General features: G+C 74.5%; 4 protein-coding genes and 1 pseudogene. 2 read left to right on the top strand and 3 right to left on the bottom strand.

Translation table 11 applies throughout. The features are described 5' to 3' along the window. From BH719_RS10110 to BH719_RS06050, 3 genes are all read right to left on the bottom strand, one after another. A partial coding sequence (locus BH719_RS10110; protein WP_245683267.1) for an HAD-IC family P-type ATPase occupies window positions 1–1,552 on the bottom strand: 1,552 nt, incomplete at its 3' end. Between the two features lie 149 nt (window positions 1,553–1,701). Beyond that, window positions 1,702–1,947 (bottom strand): heavy-metal-associated domain-containing protein, encoded by a 246-nt coding sequence (locus tag BH719_RS06055; RefSeq protein WP_009743921.1) that lies wholly within the window; start codon window positions 1,945–1,947, stop codon window positions 1,702–1,704. A gap of 36 nt (window positions 1,948–1,983) precedes the next feature. Next, window positions 1,984–2,289 carry a metal-sensitive transcriptional regulator gene (locus BH719_RS06050; RefSeq protein WP_009743920.1) on the bottom strand — a complete coding sequence of 102 codons (306 nt, stop codon included), beginning with the start codon at window positions 2,287–2,289 and terminating at the stop codon, window positions 1,984–1,986. Window positions 2,290–2,434: 145 nt separating this feature from the next. On the opposite strand from BH719_RS06050, the gene BH719_RS06045 reads away from it, so the two are divergent. Beyond that, a complete protein-coding gene (locus BH719_RS06045) occupies window positions 2,435–3,925 on the top strand; it encodes an alpha/beta hydrolase family protein (protein ID WP_009743919.1) in 1,491 nt (496 codons plus the stop codon). Then, a pseudogene (locus tag BH719_RS09670) lies at window positions 3,922–4,236 on the top strand (pyridine nucleotide-disulfide oxidoreductase); the annotation flags it as partial. The gene BH719_RS06045 and the pseudogene BH719_RS09670, both read left to right, overlap by 4 nt.

The following is a 4,236-nucleotide window of genomic DNA, read 5'->3' as shown; positions in this document are numbered from 1 at the left end:
CGGCGCGCTCCCAGTCCTCGACGACGGCGGCGACGACCGCCGAGGCGCCCGAGGCCTCGGCGTCGCGCAGGCGGTCGGCCAGGGCCCCGTCGATGGAGACGCCCAGGGACTCTAGCCACGAGGCGCGGCCCACGAGCGCCAGCTCCCCCGCCTCGGAGTCGAGGACGGCGCACACCCCCAGCCCCGCCTGGTTCGTGAAGGTGGACGTGGCGGCGGGGGCGATGCCGCGCTCGGCCGCTCCCGCCGTGATCGCCCGGGCGAGGGGGTGCTCCGAGGCCGCCTCCGCCCCCGCGGCCACGCGCAGCAGCTCCGAGTCGGCCACCCCCGGTGCGCCCAGCGCCGATTCCAAGGACATGCGGCCGGTGGTCACCGTCCCCGTCTTGTCCAGCAGGGCCGTGTCGACACGGCGGGTGCGCTCCAGGGCCTCGGCGTTGCGGATGACGACGCCCAGCTGCGAGGCGCGCCCCGACCCCACGAGCAGCGCGGTCGGCGTCGCCAGGCCCAGCGCGCACGGGCACGCGACCACCAGGACGGCGACGGCGCTGGTGAGGGCGACTTGGAGGGCGGCCCCCGACGCCAGCCACCCGATGGCGGTGAGCAGGGATACGGCGATGACGACGGGCACGAAGACCCCGGAGATCCGGTCCGCGAGGCGCTGGACGGGGGCCTTGCCGGCCTGCGCCTCGGCGACCATGCGGCCGATCTGCGACAGGGCCGTGTCGGCGCCGACCCGGGTGGCGCGCACAGTGAGGGCGCCCCACGTGTTGACGGTGGCGCCGGTGACAGCGTCCCCCTCGCCCACGTCCACGGGCACGGACTCGCCGGTCAGCAGGGAGGCGTCGATGGCGGACGCCCCGGAGACGACGACGCCGTCGGTCGCCACCTTCTGGCCCGGGCGCACCAGGAACAGGTCGCCGACCGCCAGGGACGAGGCGGGGACCGTGCGCTCGATGCGCCCGCCGTCGGGGCCCTGCTCGACCAGTGTCGCCTCCGTCACGCCGAGCTCGAGGAGGGCGCGCAGGGCGTCGCCGGCGCGGTAGCGTGCGCGGGCCTCCATCCACCTGCCGGTCAGCAGGAAGACGACGATCATGCACGCGCCCTCGAAGTAGATCTCGGCGTGGCCCGAGTGGGAGGCGCGGGGGATCAGGGACATGCTCATCCGCATCCCCACTTCGCCCGCGCCGCCCAGCAGCAGCGCCCACCAGCTCCACAGGGTCGAGGCGACGACCCCCAGGGAGACCAGGGTGTCCATCGTGGTCGAGCCGTGGCGCCCCGCGGCGAACGCGGCCCGGTGGAAGGGCCAGGCCCCCCACGTCACCACGGGGACGGAGGCGAGGGCGACCGCCCACTGCCAGCCCGGGAACTGCCACGCGGACACCATCGACACCGCCATCGCGAAGAGGCCCAGGGGGGCGCTGATGGTGAGTCGGCGGGCGAGTTCGCGCGCGGTCCGGCGCGCGCCCTCCCCGATACGGGGAGCGTCCTGGCCGGTGCGGGTGGTGGCCGCCCGGGTGGTGGCCGCCGCGGCGGGGTCGGTGGTCGTAGTAGTCATAGTGCGCGTGTCATCCGTTCTGGGGCGCGGCCGCGGGGCGGGGTCGGTGGTCGTAGTAGTCATAGTGCGCGTGTCATCCGTTCTGGGGCGCGGCCGCGGGGCGGGCCCCGATCGGGCCGGGCGCCCCGCGTGGGCCGCGGGCCCCTCGGCTAGAAGTCCCGGGCGATCCCGGCCAGTTCGAAGCCCGCCTCGGAGACGGCGTCGGCCAGGGCCGCGTCGTCGAGGGGGGTGTCGGTGAGGACGGTGACCTTCGAGGCCCCCTGCGGGTTGAGGATCACCTCGACGTTCATCACGCCCGGGATCTCCTCGAGCTCCTCGGTGACGCTCATGACGCAGTGCCCGCACGTCATCCCTTTGACGGACAGTTCGATGGTGCGGTCGATGTCAGTGCTCATTGTGCTCTCTCCTTGTGGGTTGTCGGTTCGAGTGGGTCAGGACTTGATGAGGCGGGCGATGGCTGTGGCGGCCTCCTCGACCTTGGCGGCCCCCGCCTCGTCGGATTCGCGGGCGGCGGCGGCCACGCAGTGGTTCATGTGGTCCTTGAGCAGCGCGATGGCCACGGAGTCGAGCGCGGACTGGACGGCGGAGACCTGGGTGAGGACGTCGATGCAGTACTCGTCCTGGGCGACCATGCGCTGCAGGCCCCGGATCTGGCCCTCGATGCGGCGCAGGCGCGCGAGGTAGCGCGCCGTGTCCGCGCAATAGCCGGGGTGTCCGTGCGTGTTCGTGCCGCTCATGGGACCAATATACCCCCAGGGGGTATGTGTGTCGATGGTGGGGCGGTGGTCCTGCGCACAGCCCGGGCCAGCTCGCGGAAAGCGGGGACGCCCGGGCCCCGAGGCCCTAGAGTTGGCATTGACGCACCACGAGGGAAGGGAGCACATGGCCGCAAAGCGACGGGCGCGCACCCCGCGCCGCGGACGCCGCCGCTACCACTCCCTGCGCCGGGTCCCCCAGGCGTACCCCGGCATCTACCTGCGCCTGCGCCTGGCGCCCATCATCCCCGGGATCGCCGCCACCATCGCGGTCGGAGCGGCCGCCGACGCCCAGTTCCTGCCCGAGGGCGCGCGCCAATGGGCCCGCGCCAGGGCGGACGCGATGGGCGGGGCCATCTCCGAGGAAGCGCAGAAGGTCTTCTTCGACCAGCCCGGCCTGGACACCCTGGTCGTCCGCTCCCTGGCCCACGCCGCCCGCCGCCTCGCCTCCCTGGGCCGCCTGTGGGCGCGCGCCGCCATCGCGGTGGGGCGCGACCGCGACGGGCGCCTGGCCGCCTCCCTGCCGCTCATACCCAGGCGCGGTTACGACGCCCTCATGACCGGGATGCTCACCGTCGGCACCGCGGTGGGCGTCTGGAGGGGCGGCGGCGTCAACACGCGGATCATCAGGGACTCCGCCGCCGACCCCGCCATGCTCGAGCCCCCCGAGGGGCACCCCGAGGCCCAGATCCGCCGGGCGGCGCCGCCGGAGTCCCTGGCCGACCTGTGCGCCGACATCGACGAGCTCTACTGGGCAGCCACCACGGGCGCCGTCATCAAGATCTGCCGCGTGGGGACCGGAGGGGCCCGCAGGTGGCTCGTGTCCATGGTCGGCACCGAGAGCATGCGGTTCGGCTCCACCCACAACCCCGCCGACATCGAGGTGAACATCCGCCTCATGCTGGGCCTCGACTCGGCGATGGGCGTCGGCCTGGTGGCCGCCCTCCACCGCGCGATGGCCGCCGACTCCGTCCCCGAGGAGCAGTGGAGCAGCGAGCCCGTCCTGGTGTGCGGGCACTCCCAGGGGGGCCTCGTCGCGTCGGTCCTGGCCTCGCGCGACCCCGCCGAGGCCGGCGTCAACGTGGTGGGCATCCTGTCCACCGGGGCGCCCAACAGACGGGTCGCCGTGCGCCCGGACGTCACCATCGTCACCGTCGCCCACGACCAGGACGTCGTCCCGAGCATGGACGGCAGCCCCGACCGCTCGCCCGACCGCAGGGTCACCGTTGGGAGGACCCTGGTGCGCCCCCGCAAGCGGCCCCTCTACTACGCGCACTCGTCGGCCACGTACACCGAGACCGTGCGCCTCATGGAACGGCGGGCGGCCGTGACCCCGTGGGACCGCCTCGGAAAGGCGGTCGCCTCTCTGCGGGCCATGCTGCCCGCCCCCGACGAGGAGGCGCGCGTCACCCACCACGAGATCTGGCAGGACCTGCTGGAGCCCACGGCGGTGAGCACGTGGAACACCGTGGCCTCACTGGAGCGCGCCGACCCCCGCGCGGTCACCTACCCCATCGACTACGAGGGCGCCCGGCCGATCTCGGCCACGGCCCGCGGCATCGGAGCCGTGTGGCGGGCGCTGCGCAACAAGGCTCTGAGAGGAGTGAAGGGATTATGAACGAGCAGACCCCTTGGCGCGAGGTCCGGCGTTGGATGCGCGTGTCGACTCCGGTCAACAAGGCGGGCGCCGGCGGAGTGGCCCGCCGCCTGCCCCAACTGGCGGGGCCGCTGGTCATCGGCGCGCTCGGCGTCGGGGCCGTGGGCGCGGGCATCGCCTGGCGGGCCCTGGCCACGACCCGGGGCGGGGGGCGCGCCCAGCGCTTCGAGGACATCGTGTGGTCCGCGATCGACGAGGCGCGGGCCGGGCCGCGCGCGACGGGCAGCGGGCCCCAGGCAGGTGGGCCGGACTCGGCGGGCGGCGCGCACGCG

This window comes from Pauljensenia hongkongensis (assembly GCF_001746855.1).
GTDB classification, from domain to species: domain Bacteria; phylum Actinomycetota; class Actinomycetes; order Actinomycetales; family Actinomycetaceae; genus Pauljensenia; species Pauljensenia hongkongensis.
The sequence above is the reverse complement of the archived record's forward strand: the minus strand, read 5'-3'. Positions and strand labels throughout refer to the sequence as shown.